At 62.1% G+C, this 17,733-nt stretch carries 17 protein-coding genes and 1 pseudogene; 6 read left to right on the top strand and 12 right to left on the bottom strand.

The window, feature by feature from the left end; all coding sequences use genetic code 11:
• Positions 1-12: 12 nt before the first annotated feature.
• Positions 13-360: a YciI family protein gene (locus HJC00_RS15710; RefSeq protein ID WP_221146847.1), complete on the bottom strand. Its 348-nt coding sequence runs from the start codon at positions 358-360 to the stop codon at positions 13-15.
• 214 nt (positions 361-574) lie between these two features.
• Entirely contained in the window at positions 575-754 is a 180-nt protein-coding gene (locus HJC00_RS33145) for a DUF1127 domain-containing protein (RefSeq protein WP_405048793.1), read from the bottom strand.
• A 662-nt stretch (positions 755-1,416) separates the two neighbouring features.
• Between HJC00_RS33145 and HJC00_RS15700 the strand changes: the two genes are divergently transcribed.
• From HJC00_RS15700 to tam, 3 genes are all read left to right on the top strand, one after another.
• The gene (locus HJC00_RS15700; protein WP_210628651.1) at positions 1,417-1,878 is read left to right on the top strand and encodes a cupin domain-containing protein; all 462 of its coding nucleotides are present in this window, start codon (positions 1,417-1,419) and stop codon (positions 1,876-1,878) included.
• A 408-nt stretch (positions 1,879-2,286) separates the two neighbouring features.
• A complete protein-coding gene (locus HJC00_RS15695; protein WP_210628652.1) occupies positions 2,287-3,567 on the top strand; it encodes a hemolysin family protein in 1,281 nt (426 codons plus the stop codon).
• A gap of 74 nt (positions 3,568-3,641) precedes the next feature.
• Positions 3,642-4,412, top strand: coding sequence for a trans-aconitate 2-methyltransferase (gene tam, locus HJC00_RS15690; protein ID WP_221164328.1), 771 nt, complete (start codon positions 3,642-3,644; stop codon positions 4,410-4,412).
• Between the two features lie 125 nt (positions 4,413-4,537).
• Here tam and HJC00_RS15685 read toward each other — a convergent pair whose 3' ends face one another.
• The 7 genes and pseudogenes from HJC00_RS15685 to speB form a co-directional block, all read right to left on the bottom strand.
• The gene (locus tag HJC00_RS15685) at positions 4,538-5,557 is read right to left on the bottom strand and encodes an Ldh family oxidoreductase (protein WP_259669915.1); all 1,020 of its coding nucleotides are present in this window, start codon (positions 5,555-5,557) and stop codon (positions 4,538-4,540) included.
• A 14-nt stretch (positions 5,558-5,571) separates the two neighbouring features.
• Positions 5,572-6,701 (bottom strand): annotated as a pseudogene (locus HJC00_RS32595) (alpha-hydroxy acid oxidase).
• Between the two features lie 141 nt (positions 6,702-6,842).
• On the bottom strand, positions 6,843-7,640 hold the full coding sequence (locus tag HJC00_RS15670) for an ABC transporter permease (protein ID WP_221164326.1): 798 nt from the start codon (positions 7,638-7,640) through the stop codon (positions 6,843-6,845).
• Positions 7,637-8,494: an ABC transporter permease gene (locus tag HJC00_RS15665; RefSeq protein WP_210628657.1), complete on the bottom strand. Its 858-nt coding sequence runs from the start codon at positions 8,492-8,494 to the stop codon at positions 7,637-7,639. Before HJC00_RS15665 ends, HJC00_RS15670 begins: the two co-directional genes overlap by 4 nt.
• Positions 8,491-9,525: an ABC transporter ATP-binding protein gene (locus HJC00_RS15660; protein ID WP_210628658.1), complete on the bottom strand. Its 1,035-nt coding sequence runs from the start codon at positions 9,523-9,525 to the stop codon at positions 8,491-8,493. The genes HJC00_RS15665 and HJC00_RS15660 overlap by 4 nt, the downstream gene beginning before the upstream one ends.
• 60 nt (positions 9,526-9,585) lie before the next feature.
• Complete coding sequence (locus tag HJC00_RS15655; RefSeq protein ID WP_210628659.1) at positions 9,586-10,668, bottom strand: PotD/PotF family extracellular solute-binding protein; 1,083 nt, start codon at positions 10,666-10,668, stop codon at positions 9,586-9,588.
• A gap of 108 nt (positions 10,669-10,776) precedes the next feature.
• Positions 10,777-11,835 (bottom strand): agmatinase, encoded by a 1,059-nt coding sequence (gene speB, locus HJC00_RS15650; protein ID WP_221164325.1) that lies wholly within the window; start codon positions 11,833-11,835, stop codon positions 10,777-10,779.
• 172 nt (positions 11,836-12,007) lie between these two features.
• Between speB and HJC00_RS15645 the strand changes: the two genes are divergently transcribed.
• Positions 12,008-12,886, top strand: coding sequence for a LysR substrate-binding domain-containing protein (locus HJC00_RS15645; protein WP_210628661.1), 879 nt, complete (start codon positions 12,008-12,010; stop codon positions 12,884-12,886).
• A gap of 171 nt (positions 12,887-13,057) precedes the next feature.
• Entirely contained in the window at positions 13,058-14,575 is a 1,518-nt protein-coding gene (zwf, locus tag HJC00_RS15640; RefSeq protein ID WP_221155508.1) for a glucose-6-phosphate dehydrogenase, read from the top strand.
• 12 nt (positions 14,576-14,587) lie between these two features.
• On the opposite strand, the gene HJC00_RS15635 is transcribed toward zwf, so the two are convergent.
• The 3 genes from HJC00_RS15635 to HJC00_RS15625 all read right to left on the bottom strand — a co-directional run bounded on the left by HJC00_RS15635 (position 14,588) and on the right by HJC00_RS15625 (position 15,950).
• Entirely contained in the window at positions 14,588-14,905 is a 318-nt protein-coding gene (locus tag HJC00_RS15635; RefSeq protein WP_210628663.1) for a hypothetical protein, read from the bottom strand.
• Between the two features lie 120 nt (positions 14,906-15,025).
• On the bottom strand, positions 15,026-15,481 hold the full coding sequence (locus tag HJC00_RS15630) for an NUDIX hydrolase (RefSeq protein ID WP_221146838.1): 456 nt from the start codon (positions 15,479-15,481) through the stop codon (positions 15,026-15,028).
• A gap of 76 nt (positions 15,482-15,557) precedes the next feature.
• Positions 15,558-15,950, bottom strand: coding sequence for a hypothetical protein (locus tag HJC00_RS15625; RefSeq protein WP_221155500.1), 393 nt, complete (start codon positions 15,948-15,950; stop codon positions 15,558-15,560).
• Positions 15,951-16,153: 203 nt separating this feature from the next.
• Here HJC00_RS15625 and HJC00_RS15620 point away from each other — a divergent pair, with 203 nt between their 5' ends.
• On the top strand, positions 16,154-17,710 hold the full coding sequence (locus HJC00_RS15620) for a helicase HerA-like C-terminal domain-containing protein (RefSeq protein WP_210628666.1): 1,557 nt from the start codon (positions 16,154-16,156) through the stop codon (positions 17,708-17,710).
• Positions 17,711-17,733: the final 23 nt, after the last annotated feature.

Here is a 17,733-nt window from a genome sequence, read left to right as displayed (position 1 = left end):
GACACCTCAAATCTAAAAGCCGGCGGTCTCGCGCACCTCGATCGCCCCCATCCGAGCGAGCGGGTCCCGCACCGCGATCTCCATTACCTCCGCAATGTTCTTCGCTTCGATGAGCAGGAAGCCACCCAGATGCTCCTTGGTCTCTGCGAAGGGCCCGTCGGTCCAACTTGCCTTGCCGGCCCGAACCCGCAATGTCTTTGCGGTCTTTGGGTCGGCAAGAGCATTGGAGGCGATATAGTGGCCTGATCGTCGGAGTTCTTCATTGGAAGCCAAGGACTCCCGGTCGATCTCGGCCCATTCCTCCTTGCTGGCGGCATCAGCAAGTGTTTGATCGATGTAGAAGAGACAAAGGTAGCGCATCGGTTCCTCCATGGTGCTGCCGATCTGGTCGCATTTGGATACCGCGAATCGACAAAGAGCAAAAAAATGCTGCCAGTTGCGCTTTCCGGTGAGAGCGGCTTGCTGCTCTGCGTGACCGGTGCCTCACAGTGCCGAAGAAGAGGATACATGAGAACGGCCGCATGCCGTCTCGCCGGCACTTTCACGCGCCGACTACCGGAAGAGGGCGACGGCGTCAGACATCGTGGACGGATTCTGGTTCCAGCACTCTGATCGTCTGGGTGGAGAGGTCATTCTCCGATCTTTCCAGTGGAGACTCTGGGGGCGCCAATCCGATGTCACGGAGCAGCCGAGAGTCAAACCGCGAGAGTTCGCTCAAGCTCCGACGGTACCTTCGCTGATGTTCCAGCAGCATCCAAACGGCTTGCAAAGTGCCCACCGCACTGAAGCGCGGCGACTGTAGTTCGACTTGCTCGGAATACATAGTGGCAGCCATACTTGTCTCTCCTTTGACTGGCTCACGGCGCTCCGTCTTAATCGAACAGGATCGGCCGAAATCGACACGCTGGGTCAGGAGCTTGATCCGAGCGGGCGACAAGACGGTGTGCGGGCGTGGCTTGATGAGTGATACGATCTTGAGGGAATGGCGCCGGCCGACCGGCAGGACTTTGTGAAGGTGCTTTTCATCATGAAGGCAGCGGGCTTACTCACGGTGGGTTTTGTCGAAACTTCACGCCAAACGATATTCCGGCTGGCCTCACCGTCGAGGGCGCTGCCTTAGAAGCAATGACATTGCTGGATTGGCCCAATTACATGATGAGCCCTTGCACGTGCTCGACGAGCCGGCCGAGCCCGTGTCATTTTCACGCAGGCCGCCCTGGATCGGGGACCTTGCGGAAAGGGCTCGCCGCACCGATATCGGCCGCGACGCTTCATCAGGTCCATCCCGTGCCGAAGCCATCCAGCGATCTTGCCCCCTGCAACAGAAGCGGTTGTCAAAGGCGGCGCAAAGGTCTAACGGCTGCGCCGGCAAGAAGGCGCCTGCAAGAAAAGCCTCGTCAAGAAGAAGAAAGAGACATGATGTCCAACTCGTTTGTGAAATTACCTGCCGAAAACACGAAGCGATATTTCGTGCTCGGCGACCGGATCGAGCGGCGGCTTCGGCTCCGCGGAACCTGGTTCAACATTTTCGACGTCACCGTGCCATCAGGCAGCCGGACGCCTAGACATGCGCATGCAAGCCCGGAAGTCTTCCGCATTCTCGAGGGCCGTTTGACGATCTGGCGGCTGACCGACAGCGGCCCTGAAGAGATCGAAGCAGGTGCTGGCGACATCGTCACGATTCCGCCTTTCGTGGTGCACGGCTATGCCAACCGCGGGACCGTCCCCGCAGTCTTTTCGGCCATCGTCGATCGGGAGATGGCTGAGTTCATCGAAGCGGAAGGCACGAGCGAGCCGCTGAAGGCCCCCTCGCCTGAGACCATCGCCCGGATGACGGCCACTGCCAATGCTTATGGGATCACCATTCTGGCGGCGTGACATTCGCGCGCGTGATGCCGGAGCGTTCGGCTCGGCATCACGCATGAATGCGAATTTCCCTGAAACTCCCAGCAAGAAGGCATCCTTGTCGCCGTTTTTCGAAACTGTCACATCAAGGCGCTATAAGGAATTCGCCCAGCGCCTCTTGCGCCGGGCCTGTTTCACCGCCAAAATTGCGCCATGCCTGATAGCGACCCATCCAGTACACGCTCCGCCCGCTCAAACCGGAAAGCCGCCGCAGAAGATGCTGGCGCCTGTCGTAGACAGTGTGACGAAGTCTGCCTGGCCTTGCATCCAGCCGAGCTCACAGAAAGCTTTGCCGATGGGTGATGCGCATATATAGCGTCTCTGCGAAGCTTCCGCCGCCTCGCCTTATGCGGCATCAAAACCTCAACGAATAGGGTCCCTGTGTTTCTGGAAATTGGAATTGTGGCGTTTCTCACCATCTTGAATGGTGTGCTCGCCATGTCTGAGCTCGCCGTCGTGTCTTCTCGAACGGCCCGCCTGAAGGTTCTCTCCGAAAATGGGAGCAAAGGTGCAGCTCAAGCCATCAAACTTGCCGAAAACCCCGGTCGCTTTCTCTCCACGGTTCAGATCGGCATCACGCTTGTCGGTGTTCTCTCCGGCGCTTTCTCAGGCGCAACACTCGGCGGTCGCCTGACGACATGGCTGGAGGCGCAGGGGATGTCATCGACGGCTGCCGACGCCATCGGCGTCGGTTTCGTCGTCGTGGCCATCACCTATCTTTCCCTGATCGTCGGCGAACTTGTTCCAAAGCAGATCGCATTGCGGGAACCCGAAGCGGTTGCGGCGAGGGTCGCACCCGCCATGGCGCTGCTTTCAAAGATTGCGCTGCCTCTCGTCTGGCTTCTGAACGCCTCGGGAAATCTTGTGCTCAAGCTGCTGGGCCAGACAGGAAAAGTGGGCGACAACGTCTCTGACGAAGAGATCAAGACGGTTCTGGCCGAGGCGCAATCGGCGGGCGTCATCGAAAGCGAGGAGTCCGCGATGATCTCGGGCGTCATGCGGCTGGCGGACCGCACCGCCCGGGCGCTGATGACGCCGCGACGGGACGTCGAAATTATCGATATCGACGACAGCCTCGATGAAATCCGGGCGCAGCTGCACCGGACGAAGCGGTCTCGATTGCCGGTTCGCAAAGGCAGTTCGGACGAGGTGATCGGCATCCTTCCGGTGAAGGACTTCTACGATTCGATGTCCGAACACGGCAGCGCCGATATCAAGGCTCTGACGCAGGACGTCCCGGTCGTTTCAGACCTTGCAACCGCGACCAGCGTGATTGAGGCGATCAGGAAATCGCCTGTTCACATGGTGCTGGTGTTTGACGAATACGGCCATTTCGAAGGGATTGTCTCGTCCGGCGACATTCTGGAAGCGATCATGGGCGCGCTCCAGGAGGGGCCGGTCGAGGAGCAGGCGATCGCTCGCCGAGACGATGGTTCCTATCTCGTCTCCGGCTGGGCGCCGATCGATGAATTCGCCGAGTTCCTGAACCTCAAGCTCGACGACGATCTCGAATATCAGACCGTGGCCGGCCTGGTGTTGGAGGAGCTGAAACATCTGCCGGAATTGGGGGAGAGCTTCACAAGGGATGGGTGGCGCTTCGAGGTCGTCGATCTCGACGGCAGGCGCGTGGACAAGATCCTTGTGTCTGAAGTTCGCGACTGAGCTCGACGGGCGCAACAACGACACGATTCGCATCCGCCACAGGAAGACGTGGCCCGACATCAGGAGGTATCGCCATGGCATGGTCCGCCAGCCAGTATGTGAAGTTCGAGGACGAGCGCACGCGGCCGGCGCGCGATCTTCTGGCGCAGGTGCCGCTGCAGAACCTTCGCCGCGCCGTCGACCTCGGCTGCGGGCCGGGCAATTCGACCGAACTCATCATCAAGCGTTATGGGGCTGCCGGCGTCTCCGGCCTCGACAGCGACATCAACATGCTGGAGACGGCCCGCAAGCGGCTTCCCGGCACCGCCTTCGTCGAGGCGGATCTTGGCAGCTGGCAGCCGACGGAGCCCGCCGACCTGCTCTTTGCCAATGCCGTCTTCCAGTGGCTGCCCGATCACCTCGACATTTTCGAGCGGCTGATGGACGGGCTTGCCGAAGGCGGCGTTCTTGCCGTGCAGATGCCCGACAATCTCGGTGAACCCTCACATCTGGCGATGGAAGAAACTGCCCATGGCGGCCCCTGGAAAGTTGCATTCGAGGCAAAGAGCGTGCGCCGCAGGCCCCTGCCCGCGCCGTCGGCCTATTACAACAGGCTGATCGCCAAGGCCTCGCGCGTCGATATCTGGCACACCATCTACAATCACCCGATGGCCGATGCGGCAGCGATCGTCGAATGGGTCAAGGGAACCGGGCTGATGCCCTATCTCGCCCGTGCCGGCGCAGAGCATCGCGAGGCATTCCTCACCGATTACCTCGCGCGGGTCGAACAAACCCATCCTAAGCTGGCGGACGGGCGGGTGCTGCTCAGATTTCCACGGCTTTTCATGGTGGCGGTGAAGAAATGACCGGCTGCGCCCGGCATGCTCTTCGCACTCTTGCGCTCACAGTCCGCAGGGATTGCACATGAGGTTCCGGCGTCGGTGGATCTGTCGTTGCCCCGAAACCGCTGCACATTTCCGAACGACGTGCTTTATTTAACGGCGGCCAGCCCGCCAGCCAGCAGCGCGTCCAGTTGGGCGAGTTCGGCTGCAGTCAGGCTGATCCCTTCAGCTTCCGATTTCATGCGCGCGGCGAAGCGGCGCTGCGATGGCAGCCGAGCGCCTTGTCCGACGATCGTTTCGAAGAGGATTTCGGCGCGCGCGAACGGATCGCCGGGGCGGCCCCTGGCGAAGGTTTCGGGTGACATTGCAATGATCAGTTCGCCATGGAACGGCGCCAAGGTCGTCGTTCCGAGATAGTCTAGAACCTCGGGGCTGGTAAGATCGCCGATCATGATGCCGGCGAGCAGCTCTATCATGGTGGCGATGGCGGACCCCTTGTGGCCGCCAAAAGGCATCATTGCGCCTTCGAGCGCGGCAACCGGGTCAGTGGTGGGATTGCCGGCAGCGTCGATCGCCCAACCTTCCGGCAGTTGCTTGCCAGCGCGGCGGTGCAGTTCAATCTCACCGCGCGCCGCCACCGACGTGGCAAAATCGAACACGTAGGGCGGTTGGTCTTTGCGAGGCCAGCCGAAGGCGAATGGATTGGTACCGAGCAGAGGCTTGCTGCCTCCGGATGGGGCAACCGTCGCATAGCTCGGGCACATCACCAATGCTGCAAGGCCGTGCGCGGTCAGTGCCTCGACCTCGGGCCATAGGGCCGAGAAGTGCGAGCAATCGTTGATGACCATGGCGGCGATACCAAGCCGCCTGGCGCGTTCCGCGAGTACGGGTACGCCGAGTTCAAACGCCGCACTGGCGAAACCGCCCTGCGCGTCGACCCTGACGATCGCGCTGCCGTCATCCGGCGCAAGGACAGGAGCGGCATCGGGCTTCACCTTGCCCGCCTTCACCGTGCGCAACGCCCCCTCGATGCGGTAAATTCCGTGCGATTTGCAGGCATCGCGCTCGCCGGCCACGATGACATGGCCCAAAGCCGCCGCCTGCACCTTGTTCAATCCTGCGCGCTCGAAGATCGCAACGATTCGATTTTGCAGGGCTTCGATGCTCATCGTAACGGCTTCAGTCACGCAATTCTCCATCCGAGATCAAGTTCTTTCGCCGCCCCGCCTTTCGGCCGCCACCGGCTCGCTGGCAAGTCTTCGACCGTCCTGCAGCCCAGTTGCGCCATCGTTGCCGTCAGTTCGGCTTTCAGGACGTTCATCAAATGATCGCCGCCGCGACGCCCGATGGCGGCGGAAGCAAACAGGAATGGGCGGCCGATCAGGACAAAATCGGCGCCGAGCGCCAGCATCCGGGCGATATCGAGGCCGGAGCGCACACCGCCGTCTGCGAGCAGCAGGGTCTTGGGGCCAAGTCGTGCGCGGATTTCACCGATGACCTCCGCCGCAGACAGCGCGGCGTCGAGTTGCCGTCCCCCATGATTTGAGAGGATCAGACCATCGCCGCCCAAGGACATATATTCCTCCGCTTCTTCGGGGTGAAGCACACCCTTGACCAGGATCTTGCCTGGCCACGCGTCTCGGATTTTCTTGAAGCGCTCGCGGGTGACGTGACCCGTCATCACCCTGCCGACAAATTGGGCCGCTGCGGCAAGGCTCGAGCCCTTCGGGTAGTAAGGCGAGAGATTGGCGAAGTCGGGAACCCCGTTTTGCAGAATGCCCATTGCCCATGACGGCCGCATCGCCACCTGCGTGATCGTTGAAAAGTCAAGACCGGCGGAATGGTCAAACCATTGCGGATGTCGCGCTCGCGCCGGGCGGACGCTGGAATGTCGACAGTCACGACAAGAACGTCGTAGCCCGCTCTGCGCGCCCGATCCACCATGTCGTCTTCCATGGCGGGATCGTTCGGTGGATAGAACTGGAACCAAGTGTGATGACCGCCTGCAGGACGGATCGTCTCAAGCGAGGTGTTGGCGAAAGTGCTCAGGATATAGGGAAGGTTATGCTGCCTGGCAGCCTGTGCGAGCGGCAGCTCGGACCCGGGCCACAGGAGGCCGGCCAACCCAAGCGGCGCGACGGCAAATGGCGCGTCGAAACGATGGCCGAACAGGCTTGCGCCAGTATCGGGCTCGTCGGCGTCGGCGAGGTAGCTCGGCATAAGCACCACCTCTTCCAGGGCCGCCAGATTGCGCCGCACGGAAGCTTCGCGCCCGAGTCCGCCGACGAGGTAGTCCCAGGCGAAACGCGGCATGCGTCTTTGCGCGGCCTTTTTCATGTCGGCGACGCAGGGAAAACGTCGTTCTAGCGCTAGGTCCATCTCGGGTGCTTCGATGTTCAGGAGGAAGGAACGGCTGATCGTCCTGGCGTTCCCTGGCGGGACTGGTTGCTTCGATCAGGGCTCGTTGGACGTCATCGCGCCAAGCAGTTTCGGCAGGTGGCCGAAGCGCGCGACCAGACTGAAGACAATCGCTGCCGTCGCCACGAACAGGATCGTCACCGCCGCCATGGTCGGCGTGTAGCCGTAACGCAGCGAATTGAAGATCTTGATCGGCAGCGTTTCCAGCGTGAAACCGACCGTCATGTAGGCAACGATGTATTCGTTAAGCGACAGAACAAAGGCAAACGCGTAGCCCGATACGATGTACGGCGAGATCAGTGGCAGAACGACGGTTCGGAACACCGTGCGGTCGTCGCCTCCCAGGGTCGAGGCGGCCTCTACCAGCGAGCGGTCGATCGCCGAAAAGCCGAGCGAAATGGTCACCAGCGGCAGCGTGACGAAGAAGATGGCGTGGCCGATCATCGCCGTCCAGGGTTGCCCGTAGAATCCGGTCGTGGCCCAGAAAGTCAGCAGGCCGAGCGCCGTGATGACCGGTGGCAAGGTAAAGGGCGCCACGCCGAGCAACTGGAAGATATTGGCCCAGGGCGCGTAGCGGCGCCAGAGGAACCAGGCGAGCGGCAGGGCGATCAGCACTGCCAGCGCCGCCGACGAGAGCGCCAGCAGAAGCGACGCGATCAGCGCATTGCGCCATTCCATGTCGAGAAATATCTGACCGTACCAGCCGAGCGAGAAACCTTGCGGCGGGAAGGTGAGGCTCTGCCTTGCGTTGACCGAGACGCCGGCGACGACGATCAGCGGCAAAGCGAGAAACAGTCCGACAATCACGAAAAGAACGTTGCGGAGAATGGTCATTTGCTCGCCCCTCCGTGGCGGCCAACGAGCAAGGTGAGCGCTACAAGGGCCAGTGTGACCAACACCAGGAAAACCGCCATGGCAGCCGCGAAGGGCATATTCGATTGATAGATCGCCTGGTCGGTAATGTGCACGGAAAGCGTCCAGTGCTGCGGGCGGCCGAGCAGTTGCGGCAACAGATAGGATCCGAGCGCGAAAATGAAGACCATGATCAGCGTGGCGACGATCGTATCGCGCAGCGCTGGCACGACAACCGTGAAGAAGGCCTTGACCGGCGAAGCGCCGAGCGTGCGCGCGGCCTCCGAAAGCGTCGGATCAAGCCGCACCAGCGCGGGGTAGAGGACCAGGACCGTGTAGGGGAAGGCCTGATAGACCATGCCTGTGACAACGGCCCCGATGCTCGGCGTCAGGGCGACGGCCTGCTGCATGAGGCCGAGCCATACAAACAGGTTGGTGATGCCGGCCGTGCGCGAAAACAGCGTCGACCAGGCGAAACCGATGATGACCTCAGACAGGGACAGGATCGAAAGAAGTGCGACCAACCAGGCCACCTGGGTGCTCCGCTTCATGCGGATCAGCAGATATGTGAAAGGCAGGGCCAGAACGACACAGGTCGCGGCCACCGCGACCGCGAGGAGCAGGGAAAAGCTGAGCACTCCGCCGAAGAAGGCTGAGAGGAAGCGGACATAATTGTCGAAGACGAAATCCGGCGTGTAGAAGCCGCCCTGCTGGCGTTTGAAGAAGCTGACGGAAATCATCGTGCCGAAAGGCACGACGAAGAAGACGATCAGCATGATCGCCGGGAAGGCTAGCGGGGCATAGTCGCCAAGCGTCTGCGGGGCTTCGCGTCTCATTGCTCGAGCACCACACAGTCCCTGTCGGTGAGCGCAATGCCCACCGTCTGGCCCACCGCCACGTCAGGGCGCTCGCGCGGCGTCGAGACCGCAATGAACTGCTGACCGCCGACATTGACAAAGGTTTCGACGACGCCGCCGAGATCGCGCACAAAGGTGACCTCGCCCGTCAGTGCGCCGGCCTCGGGCGGGCCCAGGCGCACGTCTTCCGGCCGGATTGAGAGTGTGGCGCGCTCGATCCCTGCCGACAGCGACAGGGCCGCGACCGGCTGCCCCAATATGCTGACCGCGCCGCCCTCCCGCCTGGCCTCGACCAGGTTTGTCTGGCCAATGAAATCCGCGACGAAGCTGTCTGCCGGTCTACGATAAATCTCGGTCGGCGACGCTGCCTGGCGGATCTGACCGCCGTTCATGACCACAACCGTATCGGCCATGGTCATCGCCTCGCGCTGGTCATGCGTGACGGCGATCGTGGTGATGCCGAGCCTCTGATGAAGCTGGCGAAGCTCCACCTGCATGGCTTCGCGCAGCTTCGCATCAAGCGCCGACAGCGGCTCGTCGAGCAGAAAGAGTTTCGGAGAAATCGCCAGTGCCCTTGCGATTGCGACGCGCTGCCGCTGGCCACCGGAAAGTTTCGACACGGCGCGATCAGCGTAGCCCGGCAAATAGATCATCGCCAACAGCTCTTCGACGCGCTTCGCCTGTTCGTCTTTCGGACGGCCGCGAATGCGCAGTGGATAGGCGATATTCTCGCCAACCGTCAGGTGCGGGAACAGCGCCAGCGACTGGAACACCATGCCAAGCTCGCGCTGGTGCGTCGGCGTCCTGGTGATGTCTTTCCCGTTGAGCGTGATGCGGCCCGAGGTCGGCAGATCGAGACCTGCTATCATGCGCAGCAAGGTCGTCTTGCCGCAGCCGGAGGGGCCGAGCAGACAGACGAATGCCCCGTGCGGCACCGTCAGGTCGACATTGTCGACGGCGCGAATGACGCTGAAGTCCTTGACGATATTCTGAAGCGTGAGTCCCGACATATGCCTCTTCCCAACTGAAAGGCAGGCCTGCGAACGAGGCCTGCGAAAGCACGATTAGTCTCAGCTGGCGATCATTTCCGTCCACTTCTCATTCAGCCAGTCGGCCTTGGAGGTGTACATGTCGTAGTGCGGGATGATCGGTTCGATGTCGGAGGAAACCGCCGCAAATTCCTTCTCGTTCAGGTCGGTCGTTTCGCGCTTGACCGTTGGCGACGTGCCTACCTTGCGTGACAGCACGGCTTGGATGGACGGCTGGCACATATAGTCGATGAAGATATGGGCCTCTTCCGTCTTTTGCGACGCCTTCGACAGCGCCCACGAGCCTGCGTCCTGAATGCCGCCCTCTTTCGGGAAGGTCGAGCGAACGGGCTGGCCGTCCGCGGCGGCGAGGCCGGTCACGTCGTGGTAATATTGTCCCATCGGGATCTCACCCGACTTCAGCGCCTGCTCGAACTGCGCTTCGTCGCGATACCACAGGCGGACATTCGGCTTCAGCTCGGCCAGCTTGGCGAACACCTTGAGGATGTTCTCCTCAGTGTCGAGCGCCTGGGCGCCGCCGAAATAGGTCTTTGCCGTCACGTCGAGCAGGAAGGAGTTGGAGACGAGCGCCAGCAGGCCGAGCTTGTCGGCATTGGCCGGGTCCCAAAGCGCTGTCCAGCTGGCCGGCGCTTCCTTGTAAACATCGGTGTTGGTGACCAGGGTGATGAACCATGAGACCGCGCCGATCCCGGCGACGCGGCCATCCGGGTATTTGTTGATGAAGCGCTCGAGCAGGTTGCTGGAATTCTTGATCTTGGCGAGGTCGAGCGGAGCCCAGAGCTCTATGGCCTGACCCTTGCGCATCGCCACCTGCGACATCATCGAAACGTCAGCCGGCGCCTGACCTGCTTGGGCTGCCTGCTGCATCTGCACCAGCCAGGCCTCGCCGGTCGGCTCTGCGACGGATTCGACCGCGATGCCGGTCGCCTTGGTGAACTCCGGAAAGATGTTCTTGTCGAACGAGTTCTTGAAGTAGCCGCCATAAACACCGACCTTCAGCGACTTGGCTTGAGCGCGCAGCACATTGGGCATCGCCAACATGGCTACACCAGCACCTATGCCGACACCGAGCACGGTGCGGCGGTTCATTGTCAACTTCGTCATGATCTTTCTCCTCAACGATGCGGCACCGCCGCTACCCTCTTTCAGTTTATTCGAGGCCTTTGCAGCCTTCTTGTCATTCCGGGCCGCCTTGAGCTGCGGCCAAGGCCATCAGGCGGCGCGGCGGATTGCCGGGCTGAACGCCATCAGGCTCAATATCTCGAACAGCACCTGCGCGCCGGCATGGGCCGTGTTGGTGGTGGCGTCATACTGCGGCGCGACCTCGACGACATCGCCGCCGACCAGGTTCACGCCCTTGAAGCCGCGGACAAGCTCCAGCGCCTCGCGGGTGGTGAAGCCGCCAATCTCCGGCGTGCCCGTGCCCGGCGCGAAAGACGGATCGAGGCTGTCGATGTCGAAGGAAAGATAGGTCGGCCCGTCGCCGATGATGGCCTTGGCCTTTTCGATGATCGCAGGGATGCCCATCGCCGAGATCTCCTCGGCATGGATCACCGTCATGCCCGAGGCATAAGAAAACTCCCAGAGATATTCGGCCGAGCCACGAATGCCGATCTGAATCACGCGCGTCGGATCGAGCACACCGTCCAGCACCGCGTTGCGGAATGGGCCGCCATGGTGAAATTTGGTCAGATCGTAAGCACCGCCGGTGTCGCAGTGGGCGTCAATATGAATCATGCCGACTGGCCGCTCCTTGCCGACGGCCCGCAGAATCGGATGGGTGATCGAGTGGTCGCCGCCTACCGAGAGTGGCAGCACGCCTGCCGCCACGATCTGCGCCACGCGTTTTTCGATATCCTCGTGCGACAATTCCAACCTGTACCGGCTCTGAAACGCCACGTCGCCAATGTCTGCCACGCGCAGTTCCTGAACCGGCGCGCAGCCCAGCACATGATTGTAGGGCCCGATCCGCTCTATGGCGCGCAGCGCCCGCGGCCCGAAGCGCGAGCCCGGGCGGTTCGTTACCCCCAGATCCATCGGCACGCCGAGGAGCGCCACCTGCAAGTCCCCGAAATCCGGGTTGTCGTTGTCGATCTGCATGAGCGGGGCGGAGAGGAATGTCGGAATGCCCGAATAGGGCGCAAGGCGGGTGCCGCTCTTGTTGAAGATCTTCTCGGCCACCCTGCGGAACTCAGGATCGTGCAACTCACCGCCGTGGCTGTCGCCATACCTGGTTCGGAGTTCGGAAAGCTTGGTTTCATTCCAGGACATGACGGCCATCCTAACGGTTACGATGCTGCGATCAGGGTAGCAGGTCGGTCCTCGGCTGCAGCTCTGCGGCAGGGGCCGATGGCTTCTTCCACTGATTGAACGGCAAGCTCACTGGAAAATCAATTGATATTAATATACGGTTTCATGCGAATTTTTCTCACAGGTTGTCGCCATGACCAGCCGTCTTCCGCCCCTCAACCCGCTACGCGCCTTCGAGGCCACTGCCCGCCATGGATCGGTTTCCGCCGCGGGCCGCGAATTGAATGTCACGCACGGTGCGATCAGCCATCAGATACGCACATTGGAGGAGTCGCTTGGCGTGCGCCTGTTCGAGCGCGGCGGCAAATGGCTGAAGCTGACAAGTCAGGGCGCGTTGTTGATGCCGGTCGTCTCCAATGCATTTTCGGATATCGCTGCAGCGAAGGCGGCGATGACCCGGCCCGCGACCGGCGGCACGCTGCGAGTGACTTGTGTTGCGGCAGTGCTGTCACTCTGGCTGATTCCGCGGCTACAGGAGTTCACCGATCAGTACCCCGACATCCTGCTTGACTTGCGCGCCTCGAACGACCCGAACAATCTGAGCTCCCCGAATGTCGACCTGTGCATTCTTTACGGCGGCGGCAACTGGCCCAATTATTGGTCGCGCCTCTGGAGCCGGATGGAGCTCTTCCCTGTCGTCAGCCCAGCCCTCATGAACCGGCGCCCGCTACGCTCCCTGCGCGATTTGCGTGACCATATGCTCCTGCACGCTGATCGCGGCAATGAGTGGAACACCTGGCTCACCGCGGCCGGGGTTGCGATGCCGGCACGCCAACACATGATGAGCGACGCGCGCCTGTCGATCGAGGCTGCCATACACGGTCATGGCATTGCGCTCGGCGATAACATCACCACCGCGCACATGATCGCGCGTGGCGAGCTGATCGCGCCGTTCGACCTTACGGTTCCGGCCAACGACGCGGTCTATGTGGCCTGCCGAACCGAAGCTCACGCAACGCCAATCGTCCGCGTCTTCATCGACTGGTTCTACGCTTCGCTCGCCCGCAACTGAGCATGCCTTGGGGCTGAGCGCCAACTGTAACATCGCCACACCTTTTGCATACGACCGGGCCACAGCACCTGCCCGCTCCAAATATTGTCAAATGCCTGTTACCCCTCGCCGCCCAGGTTGCGGCGAAACCGGCAGGCATTATAGTCGGCCGCAAAATCTCGGAGGTGAGACATGCACGCTGCCCCTACCCCGCCGGTCACCCTCGTCATCTTCGGCGCCACCGGCGATCTGACGCGCCGACTCCTGGTGCCGGCGATCATCAACCTGACGCGTCAGCGCCTCGTCGGCGAGGATCTCAATATCCTCGGCATCGGCATCGAAACGGGTGACGACGAATTCCTGCGCGGCCGGCTCGATGCCTTCCTCGAGCATCTGAACGGCGAGGAGCAGACGGTTAAGGACGAGGCCTGGGAGAGCCTGCGCCGGCGGATTTCCTATATGTCGGGCGATTTCACCAAGGAGGATGTTTTCCTCGAGATCGGCAAGCGGCTGGGGCCGAACGCCAATGCCGCCTTCTATCTGGCGGTGCCGCCATCCTTCTTCGGCACGATCATCGAGAAGCTTGGCGCTCATGGGCTGACCGATGAAAGCGAGGGCGTCTTCCGCCGCGTGGCCATCGAGAAGCCGTTCGGGACCGATCTCGCCTCTGCCCGGGCGCTCAATGCGCAGATCCTCGCGCAGATCGACGAAAGCCAAGTTTACCGGCTCGATCATTTCCTCGGCAAGGAGACGGTGCAGAACCTGATGACGGCGCGTTTCGCCAACATGATCATCGAGTCCCTATGGAACAGTCGCTATATCGACCATGTGCAGATCACCGCCGCCGAGATCGTCGATGTCGGCAGCCGCGGCAAATTCTACGATGCCACGGGGGCGCTGCGCGACATGGTGCCGAACCATCTGTTCCAGCTCTTGGCGATGATCGCCATGGAGCCGCCGAACAGCTTCGATGCCGAGGCGATCCGCAACGAGAAGAGCAAGGTGCTGAAGGCGCTGCGCATCTATACGCCCGAGGAGGCAAAGACGCATGGCGTGCGCGGCGCCTATGCGGCCGGCCCGCTCAACGGCGTCGAGCTTCCGGCCTATCGCGACAGCAAGGACGTCTCACCCGACAGCCGGACCGAGACTTTCGTGGCACTGAAGCTCTATGCCGATACCTGGCGGTGGGCGGGTGTGCCCTTCTACCTCAGAACCGGCAAGGCAATGACGGCGCGCGACACCGAGATCGTCATCACCTTCCAGCCGGTGCCCTTCGCGCAGTTTCGCGAGACCGAGGTCGATCGCCGCCTGCCGCCCAACCGGCTGGTGATCCAGGTGCAGCCGGACGAGGGCATGAGCATGGAAATCTCGATCAAATCGCCCGGGCTTTCCGTCGATACGACGCCAGTGTCGCTCGACTTCCGCTATGCCGACAAGTTCGATATCGGCAAGACCACCGGTTATGAATCGCTGCTCTACGATCTCTTCATCGGCGACCAGACGCTATTCCAGCGCGCCGACGGCATTGAGGCCGGCTGGGCGGCGGTGCAGCCTTTCCTCGACGTCTGGAGCAAGGACCCGAGCACGCCCGAAGCTTACGCGCCGGGTAGCATGGGACCGGCCTGCGCCGACGCGCTCATCGAGCGCGACGGACTCAAATGGCATGAACTCGGCGTCATCCTGCACCGCGACGGCAAGAACAGCAAATAGAGCCTGCCTGGATCATTGACCTTGGCTGCATGCGGGGCTGACGGAGGCGCCGCTATTGCCACCTTGCGTGGCAAGCGCTCCGCGGGCCTTGCGGGGCGGACAGCGCGCCCAGTCGACGCGACCGCTCGGAGCGCCGTTATCGACACTGCCGGTTTCGATCGAGTCGAGCGGGATGACCAGCCCGGTCTGCGGCTCGGCGCCCGGCGCGGTGCCGAGCGGCGGCGTGCCGTCAAAGCGGCCGCTGGCATCCATGCCCATGTTCGATTGGGCAAGAACCGGGCCGGAGAGGCTGAGGAGAGCGATCGACGTTGCTGCAATGAACCTGCGCATGATGCTGTTCCTTCTAATGTCGGCAATGCGGCAGAAACAGCCATTCTACGCCCCTTGTTCCCTATCGGGCAGGCCCGGGCGATCAAAGTTTGGCGAGCAGATTAAAAACCTCCCCAAGCCTCAATCACGCCAGCGCGACAGCACCCTCTCGAGGCCTGTCGGATAGAGATCGAGGCCGGCATCACGCAGCATGTCGCGGCCGAACCAGCGTGCCGTCGCCGCCGTCTCGTCCAGCTCGGAATAGCGGATTTCGTCACGATCGTAGAGGGCATTGTCGGCCAACTCGATATCGGCGGCGAAGATGAATTCGTGGCCGATTGCGCCATGGTGTTCGAAGATGTTTTCGAGAAGATGCCAGGGGCCGACGATGCGGATATCCGTCTCGAGCTCCTCCCGGATTTCGCGGTGCAGGGCTTGTTCGCGTGTCTCGCCGAATTCGATCGAGCCGCCGAGCGGGCGAACGCCCTTGATGCGGCCGCTGTCATCTTCCACTTCTGCAGCGAGCAACCGGTTCTCTCGCCAGGCAAGGCCGATCACTTTCACCCTGATCTGCTGCGGCGGGCGCCAGACGGTCATGCGGCTCTCCTTCGGGCGCGGACGAATAGAAAAGCCTCGCAGCGAATACGGCGAGGCTCCTATGTTCGGCCATCGCTCAGACGAACTGGCTGAGCCCCGGAACGGAAGCGACGACTTCGTCGACGACCTCTTCGCCGGCATATTGCTTGGCAATCGCGATGGTTTCCTTGGCGAGCGAGGTGATCTCGCCCATGCCGAGGCCCTGGCCCATCAGCTGCTGACCGAGACCCATGATGCCGCCGCCGCCGAGCGAGCTCATCAACCCTCCAAGCAGGCCGCCGCCGCCGGCGCCTGCGCCATTGAACTGGGCGACGAGATCGGCCCCGCCAGGAATCGCCTCGATCATCCGCGCCACCGGACCGTCGGCGGCCTCGCGCTGCAGGAAGCCGAGCATCATGCCGAGCGCCTTCTCCGCCTGCTCGGGGGAAATACCCACGCGATCGGCGATATCAGTCACAATTTCGTTCATCGTCAGCCTCCTGTTATTTTTTGACGTTAACGTCAACGTTATTCGAGAATCGACTGCAACTCAAGCCAGCGGTTTCGCTTCCCATGCAAACAGTTGTCCGCATCTGCCTGCCTGCTTATAACAGGGAAACGATGGTTCGATGAAGGCCGCGGACGCCGGACCTTCTCGACAAATGGCGGCAGCGCCGAAGGGAGCATTTGGGGATGATCGAGGACGGCAAGATTTTCATCGGCGCAAGCCGCAATCCCGACGACAGCATCAACAAGCCGGAATATCTTGACCTGAAATTCGGCAACCGCCACGGCCTCGTCACCGGCGCCACCGGCACCGGCAAGACGGTGACGCTGCAGGTGCTGGCGGAAGGCTTCTCCCGGGCCGGCGTGCCGGTCTTTGCGGCCGATATCAAGGGCGATCTTTCCGGCATCGGCGCCAGGGGAGAGCCGAAGGATTTCCTCACCAAGCGTGCCGAACAGATCGGTTTTGCCGATTATGAATTCGACCAGTTTCCGGTGATTTTCTGGGATCTGTTCGGGCTGAAGGGCCACCGGGTGCGCACCACCGTCGCCGAGATGGGCCCGCTGCTGCTCGCCCGGCTGATGGATGCCAGCGAGCCGCAGGAAGGCGTCATCAACATCGCCTTCAAGATCGCCGACCAGGCCGGGCTGCCGCTGCTCGATCTCAAGGATTTCACCTCACTGCTCAACTATATGGGCGAGAACGCCAGCGAGCTTTCCAGCCAGTACGGCCTGATCTCCAAAGCCTCGGTCGGCTCGATCCAGCGGGCGCTGCTGGTGCTCGAACAGCAGGGCGCGGAGCACTTCTTCGGCGAGCCGGCACTGAAGATTTCCGACATCATGCGCACCAGCAACAATGGCTACGGCCAGATTTCGGTGCTTGCCGCCGACAGACTGATGATGAATCCGCGGCTCTACGCCACCTTCCTGCTCTGGCTGCTGTCGGAGCTCTTCGAGGAACTGCCGGAGGTCGGCGATCCGGAAAAGCCGAGGCTCGTCTTCTTCTTCGACGAAGCGCATCTGCTCTTCAACGACGCGCCGAAGGTTCTCGTCGAACGCGTCGAGCAGGTGGTGCGGCTGATCCGCTCCAAAGGCGTCGGCGTCTATTTCGTGACGCAGAACCCGCTCGACGTGCCGGAAACAGTGCTTGCCCAGCTCGGCAACCGCGTCCAGCATGCGCTGCGCGCCTATTCGCCGCGTGAGCAGAAGGCGGTGAAGACGGCCGCCGACACCTTCCGCCCGAACCCGGCCTTCGATTGCGCCACCGTCATCACCACTCTCGGCACCGGCGAGGCGCTGGTCTCGACACTGGAGGCCAAAGGCGCGCCGTCCATCGTCGAGCGGACGCTGATCCGCCCCCCGTCGGGCCGCGTCGGCCCACTGAGCGATGGCGAACGCCAGCAGGTCATGGACAAGAGCCCGGTTCTCGGCGTCTATGACGAGGACGTGGACCGGGAATCCGCCTTCGAAATGCTGACGGCGCGCGCCAAAAAGGCGGCGGAAGCCGAGGCCGCCAAGCGAGCACAGGAAGAAGCGGCAGAGCAGCCGGGCACGACTTCCGGCTGGAGCCTGCCGGGCTTCGGCGATGACGACAACCGCCAGGGCCGCGGCCAATCGCGCGGCAGGTCTTCCGGCTACCAGCGCGAAACGGTGGTGGAAGCGGCAATGAAGAGCGTCGCCCGCACGGTCGCCACCCAGGTCGGCCGGGCATTGGTGCGGGGGATCCTAGGGAGCTTGAAGCGGTAGGCGTTTTGCGCGGCGGCGCGCTT

It is taken from the genome of Rhizobium sp. NLR22b, from assembly GCF_019685295.1.
GTDB lineage: Bacteria > Pseudomonadota > Alphaproteobacteria > Rhizobiales > Rhizobiaceae > Rhizobium.
This window is presented reverse-complemented; position numbering and strand designations above follow the sequence as displayed.

Bases quoted from the DNA above. Each gene is read 5' to 3' on its own strand.
- HJC00_RS15710 (WP_221146847.1), bottom strand. From the start codon at position 360: ATGCGCTACCTTTGTCTCTTCTACATCGATCAAACACTTGCTGATGCC.
- HJC00_RS33145 (WP_405048793.1), bottom strand. From the start codon at position 754: ATGCTGCTGGAACATCAGCGAAGGTACCGTCGGAGCTTGAGCGAACTC.
- HJC00_RS15700 (WP_210628651.1), top strand. From the start codon at position 1,417: ATGATGTCCAACTCGTTTGTGAAATTACCTGCCGAAAACACGAAGCGA.
- tam (WP_221164328.1), top strand. From the start codon at position 3,642: ATGGCATGGTCCGCCAGCCAGTATGTGAAGTTCGAGGACGAGCGCACG.
- HJC00_RS15685 (WP_259669915.1), bottom strand. From the start codon at position 5,557: ATGAGCATCGAAGCCCTGCAAAATCGAATCGTTGCGATCTTCGAGCGC.
- HJC00_RS15670 (WP_221164326.1), bottom strand. From the start codon at position 7,640: ATGACCATTCTCCGCAACGTTCTTTTCGTGATTGTCGGACTGTTTCTC.
- HJC00_RS15665 (WP_210628657.1), bottom strand. From the start codon at position 8,494: ATGAGACGCGAAGCCCCGCAGACGCTTGGCGACTATGCCCCGCTAGCC.
- HJC00_RS15660 (WP_210628658.1), bottom strand. From the start codon at position 9,525: ATGTCGGGACTCACGCTTCAGAATATCGTCAAGGACTTCAGCGTCATT.
- HJC00_RS15655 (WP_210628659.1), bottom strand. From the start codon at position 10,668: ATGACGAAGTTGACAATGAACCGCCGCACCGTGCTCGGTGTCGGCATA.
- speB (WP_221164325.1), bottom strand. From the start codon at position 11,835: ATGTCCTGGAATGAAACCAAGCTTTCCGAACTCCGAACCAGGTATGGC.
- HJC00_RS15645 (WP_210628661.1), top strand. From the start codon at position 12,008: ATGACCAGCCGTCTTCCGCCCCTCAACCCGCTACGCGCCTTCGAGGCC.
- zwf (WP_221155508.1), top strand. From the start codon at position 13,058: ATGCACGCTGCCCCTACCCCGCCGGTCACCCTCGTCATCTTCGGCGCC.
- HJC00_RS15635 (WP_210628663.1), bottom strand. From the start codon at position 14,905: ATGCGCAGGTTCATTGCAGCAACGTCGATCGCTCTCCTCAGCCTCTCC.
- HJC00_RS15630 (WP_221146838.1), bottom strand. From the start codon at position 15,481: ATGACCGTCTGGCGCCCGCCGCAGCAGATCAGGGTGAAAGTGATCGGC.
- HJC00_RS15625 (WP_221155500.1), bottom strand. From the start codon at position 15,950: ATGAACGAAATTGTGACTGATATCGCCGATCGCGTGGGTATTTCCCCC.
- HJC00_RS15620 (WP_210628666.1), top strand. From the start codon at position 16,154: ATGATCGAGGACGGCAAGATTTTCATCGGCGCAAGCCGCAATCCCGAC.